Genomic DNA, 4,060 nt, shown 5'->3' with positions numbered 1-4,060 from the left:
TCTTTCAAGGATTTATTTACTTATCTGAAAAATTAATGATAGTTCAGTAATTTTGTAAACTCAGGGTTTTTACCCTTTTACAGGCTCATAACAACGAAGTTTATGAGCATAATTCTTAAACAATGAGTGATTTAGCTTGGCTTGGTAGAACCAAATTATTAATAGGCGACGAAGGTATCCAGAAACTACAGAATGCTCATGTATTGGTTGTAGGGCTTGGTGGCGTTGGTTCTTTTGCAGCAGAATTTATAGCCCGTTCGGGTGTAGGAACGATGACAATCGTGGATGGTGATGTCGTCGACCCTTCTAATAGAAACAGGCAATTGCCTGCTCTTTCAACAACACATGGACAGCCTAAGGCTGACTTGATGGAAGAACGCCTATTGGCAATTAATCCTGAGTTGAAGTTGACAAGTATTCGTGAGTTTCTTTCGCCAGAAGCCGTAGAAGAAATATTAACAAACAATCATTTTGATTATGTGATGGACTGTATCGACTCTATCACTCCGAAATTAACGTTATTAACAACAGCTCATCACAAAAATTTACGCATTGTAAGTTCTATGGGAGCTGGTGGAAAAGTAGACCCTACAAAAATTCGTACGGCCGATTTGTTTGATACCCGTGAATGTTATCTAGCTTCACTTATCCGCAAGCGTTTGCGTAAACTTGGCATTCGTTCAGGCATTAAAGCGGTTTATTCTACAGAAAAAATGATGGAGGAATCTTTGATGTTGACCGATGGATCAAACTTTAAAAAATCTGCCTATGGTACTATTTCTTATATGCCAGCAGCCTTCGGAGGAGTTTGTGCTTCAGTTGTTTTAAGGGATTTACTAGGGCTCCCTATCGAGATGGAAAAGAAGCTAAAAGCTTTGGCTAGCCGAGAAAAGAAACAACAAGAATTAGAAAAAAAGAGGAAAATGAATAAATAGAAAAAAGGCAATTGTCATCGTGACAATTGCCTTTTTTCTTTAAGCAAAATTCTTTTCATGTTCTAAAAACAAATCTTGAAGTTTCTTCGTGATTTTACCCACCTTGCCGTCACTAAATACTTTATTATCTGTTTGGGTAATAGCTACAATTCTTTTCGTACTTCCTGTCGTAAAAACTTCGTCCGCATCCCAATATTCTTGGGTCGTTAGGTCTCTTTCCTCCACAACAAAATATCTTTTAGCAAAATTAAGAATATGCTTTCTGGTAACGCCAAACAAAGCTCCATCTACTGGAGTAATGATTTTTTCATTTTTAATGATAAAAATATTACTTCTTGAAGACTCTGAAATCAAACCATTTTGATGATACAACACATCGTCAGCACCATTTTCTTTCATTTTGGATAACGCTCTAATCGGCACAATATAATTCAGCGTTTTTATTTCAGGAATTTCTCTTCTGTATTCAACACTCATGAGCTTCATCCCCACATCGGCAGGCTTGAACACAAAGGGTTTACCCATTACGATTAAGTTTGATTGTTCAGCAGGGGTATAGCCATCAGGAGAATAACCGCCAGTCATTACCATCTTTACACCTAACAATGCTTGCGGATGTAGGTTTATAATCTCTAAAATGATATTTTTAAGTTCTTCACGAGAAGCCGGAATTGTTAATCCCATCAACCTCGCAGAATTTTCAAACCTATCCAGATGGTCTTCAATAAAAATAGGTTTTCCATCGATGGCCCTAAAAAAATCAAAAATACCATACCCTCTTAGCAGCCCAAGGTCAGTTACATGAATATTAGCCTTTTCTGTGGGAACAATTTGGCCATTTAAATAAATATACTCTTGCATTTTGTTGTTAATGAAAAGAATTGAAATTTATAACTCATTCATCCTTTCGTATTTAGAGTTTAATTTTCAATTAAAATTTAACTAAAAAATATACTCAATATTCGAAATATTAATAAAAGACGGATTTAGAAAAACCAATGGATTAGGAATAAACCAAGGTTATAAAGAAAGGAAAACACATGGAGGTAGCTTCGAAGTTGGATAAATTACAAGGCTTGATATTGTTCAGCAATATCAAGCCTCGAATTATATATTAAACTTCACAGCTTTTTTCTAAAATATTTTGTAGCCATTCATTAGGCAAATTATCAACAGATTCTTTCAGCAATGCATTCCATTTTTTGGTCACATCGCTCATATCATCTTTCGTAAGACGATGTTCAATTACATTGAAACTATCTTTTTGATAAACGATTACATCAATCGGATAATCAACATCACTAGCACTTACTTGGGTAGCATCAAATGATAGAAATCCTAATTTAAGGGCATCTTCCAAAGATGTTTCATAAGACAAAGTACGGTTCAACAACGGTTTTCCGTAATTTGAATTACCAATGATTTGATATTTCAATCCTTCATTAATTTCTATCCAATTACCTTCAGGAAAAATCAAAAACAATTTATGTTCGTCATCATGAGGCATTTGTCCTCCCACGATTGAATGTAAATTAAAATTATATCCTTCTGATTTCAACATTGCTTTATCTTCCTCAGCAACTTTCCTAATCATTTCACCAAAAGCATTGACGGCTTCAAACATATAATCAAACTTACAGCCTTTTTCTTCGGTGAGTCTATTGAAATAAATGACAGATTTATCACGGATTGATCTTAATCCTGCGGTCATTATAAAAAGAGAATGGTTACCTACTTCGTGGATAGATACCTTTTTGTTGGAGTAAACCTCCGTTCCAGCAGTAATTCTAGTATCTGCAATAGCTACTAAACCGCCACGTACTTTAATCCCTAAACAATATGTCATTTGCACAGTCGATAATTTATTTGAACCGCTGGCTCAATCAAGTGTTTTTATACTAAACAGGCAATTGTTAAATTGCGGGTTTAATCGTACAAAATCAGTTATAGATGAAACCAATGATTCCTGCCTTTTTGTAAAAAGTGGTTTTATAGTTATAAGTAAAAATAACTAACATACAAAAGTAAAAAAACTACTTATTGTTGTACCATATTTAGGGGAATTTCTTCGTTGATTACGGGTTTTAAATCAAAATAAGTCTGAAAGATGGCTTTACCCACAGCGTTATTTTTTTGTTGAAATTCATCAAGATACTGATGCAAACCTGTGTCAAAAATATCTTTAATTTCGGTAAATTCTACTTCCGAACGCAACTTACTCAAGGCTTTTTCTGCTGGGTTTGAATAAGAAGCTGTAATGGCTGTTCCAGATATTTCATAGAGTGATAATTCAGCCTGACGAATACAGTGCATTACTGAACGTGGGAATTTTTTATCAAGCAATAAGAAATCTACAATGGCCGACGGATTCATTACCTGATATTGCTGACGAAACATATTGTAAGCACTTACTGATTTTAATACAGACGACCAAAGCATTAAATCAAGCGGGGAACCTACGGCTCCAATTTCTGGTAAGAGCGTAAAATATTTTACATCCAAAAATCTTGTTGTTTTATCGGCACGCTCAATCAGTCTGCCTAATCGCCCGAAGTGCCAGCCTTCACCTCTGGTAATGGTAGAATCCACAATTCCATAAAACAACTGGCTACCAGTTTTGATATTTTCCAAGAATCCCTGATACCTTGCCAACTCCCAAGACTTACTTTCGGCAGCGGCGTCTTTTACCGTCCAATAAATTTGATTGACATACTCCCACATTTCACGAGAAATACTCTCGCGAATAGTTCTTGCATTCTCACGAGCTTCAAGCAAACACGATAATATCGAGTTTGGATTTTTTACATCAAAAGCCATGAAATACAATACATTTTCACGAGTTGGGGCATCATAGTGTTTCTGGAAGATAAAATTATCTGCCGTCGCAATTATCAATGGCTCCCACTGTTCAGGTACGTCAGGAGGTAAGTCAAGTGCTAAATTGAAGTTTACCGAAATAAAACGGGCATAATTATCGGCACGTTCGATGTACCGATTCATCCAATAGATAGAATTTGCTACTCTGCTAAGCATACATTTGGGTTTAATACGTTAATGGGAAATTCTGAAAATAATTTCGCTTCTCAACAAATGGACATCTGATAATTCATAATGAAAAATTAACG

Annotated in this window: 4 protein-coding genes; 1 reads left to right on the top strand and 3 read right to left on the bottom strand. The window is 35.5% G+C overall.

The window, feature by feature from the left end; all coding sequences use genetic code 11:
* Positions 1-122 precede the first annotated feature (122 nt).
* Complete coding sequence (locus tag AC07XN_RS23640; RefSeq protein WP_323253431.1) at positions 123-935, top strand: tRNA threonylcarbamoyladenosine dehydratase; 813 nt, start codon at positions 123-125, stop codon at positions 933-935.
* Positions 936-974: 39 nt separating this feature from the next.
* Here AC07XN_RS23640 and AC07XN_RS23635 read toward each other — a convergent pair whose 3' ends face one another.
* From AC07XN_RS23635 to AC07XN_RS23625, 3 genes are all read right to left on the bottom strand, one after another.
* Positions 975-1,796, bottom strand: a complete 822-nt coding sequence (locus AC07XN_RS23635; RefSeq protein WP_309912542.1) for an aminotransferase class IV — start codon at positions 1,794-1,796, stop codon at positions 975-977.
* 253 nt (positions 1,797-2,049) lie between these two features.
* Positions 2,050-2,781, bottom strand: coding sequence for a proteasome-type protease (locus AC07XN_RS23630; protein ID WP_323253427.1), 732 nt, complete (start codon positions 2,779-2,781; stop codon positions 2,050-2,052).
* Between the two features lie 191 nt (positions 2,782-2,972).
* Positions 2,973-3,968 (bottom strand): alpha-E domain-containing protein, encoded by a 996-nt coding sequence (locus AC07XN_RS23625; protein WP_309912546.1) that lies wholly within the window; start codon positions 3,966-3,968, stop codon positions 2,973-2,975.
* Positions 3,969-4,060 lie beyond the last annotated feature (92 nt).

This window comes from Arcicella sp. GW458-12-2-14-TSB2 (assembly GCF_059423785.1).
The sequence above is the reverse complement of the archived record's forward strand: the minus strand, read 5'-3'. Positions and strand labels throughout refer to the sequence as shown.

Coding starts and splice junctions, on each gene's coding strand:
- AC07XN_RS23640 (WP_323253431.1), top strand. CDS start 123: ATGAGTGATTTAGCTTGGCTTGGTAGAACCAAATTATTAATAGGCGAC.
- AC07XN_RS23635 (WP_309912542.1), bottom strand. CDS start 1,796: ATGCAAGAGTATATTTATTTAAATGGCCAAATTGTTCCCACAGAAAAG.
- AC07XN_RS23630 (WP_323253427.1), bottom strand. CDS start 2,781: ATGACATATTGTTTAGGGATTAAAGTACGTGGCGGTTTAGTAGCTATT.
- AC07XN_RS23625 (WP_309912546.1), bottom strand. CDS start 3,968: ATGCTTAGCAGAGTAGCAAATTCTATCTATTGGATGAATCGGTACATC.